The organism is Oleiphilus sp. HI0132 (genome assembly GCF_001635845.1).
This window is the reverse complement of sequence record NZ_LWGJ01000059.1, coordinates 1-1,023: the sequence shown is the minus strand read 5'-3', so window position 1 is coordinate 1,023 and position 1,023 is coordinate 1. Positions and strand designations below refer to the sequence as shown.

The following is a 1,023-nucleotide window of genomic DNA, read 5'->3' as shown; positions in this document are numbered from 1 at the left end:
TCTGACTCAGCAGACTTTTCCTCTCCATCGACGAGCAAAGTAACCTTTGAGACAGGCACAACACCTGTCTCGGAACACACTGACAAACAAACCAAGGAATAGAGATCGACCTGATCTAGAGATTTAGTCGAACTTACCAATGCATGCAGATCCTCATCAAATATCTCGTGTTTTTTATCTGCCAATTCTTTAAATGCTGCAAACGCCTGATTTAACTCAGTCTCAGACTCCAATGAAATTCCAAGCTCTTCTATTCTGGAACGAAATGCATTTCTGCCAGAGTGTTTACCTAGAACCAGACTATTAGTATGCCAGCCAACATCTTGAGCCTTCATAATTTCGTAAGTTTCTCGATGCTTCAATATACCATCCTGGTGAATGCCAGACTCATGCGCAAACGCATTTGCACCAACAATTGCTTTATTTGGCTGAACCGGGAAGCCGGTAATCGTCGACACTAACCGCGAGCAAGGCACGATCTGTGTAGAGTCGATATTTGTCGATAGGTCAAACAAGTCAGATCGTGTACGAACTGCCATTACAACCTCTTCCAAAGAAGCATTTCCGGCTCGCTCACCCAATCCGTTAATAGTACATTCAATCTGGCGTGCACCATTGGTTACCGCAGACAAAGAGTTTGCAACAGCTAAGCCGAGATCATTGTGACAATGAACCGAGAAAATAGCTTTGTCTGAATTTGGAATTCGCTCGATAAGGTTTTTTATGGTTTCACCAAACTGCTCGGGAATCGCATAGCCCACCGTATCCGGGATATTTATTGTGGAAGCACCAGCATTAATCGCTTGCTCTATAATACGACAAAGAAAATCCAACTCTGAACGACCAGCATCTTCACATGAAAACTCGACATCATCTGTATAGCTTCGCGCTCTTTTTACTGCTCGCACAGCTTGCTCGACAACTGCATCTGGCTCCATTTGAAGCTTATACTTCATATGGATCGGGGAGGTTGCTATAAAGGTGTGAATACGCGACGCATTTGCTCCTCTTAAAGCTTCAGCA

At 44.0% G+C, this 1,023-nt stretch carries 1 protein-coding gene; it reads right to left on the bottom strand.

All coding sequences use genetic code 11. From position 1 onward, the window contains the following. Positions 1-1,023, bottom strand: a 1,023-nt coding sequence (locus tag A3766_RS00895) for a 2-isopropylmalate synthase (RefSeq protein ID WP_068641480.1), incomplete at both ends; no start/stop codon positions are given.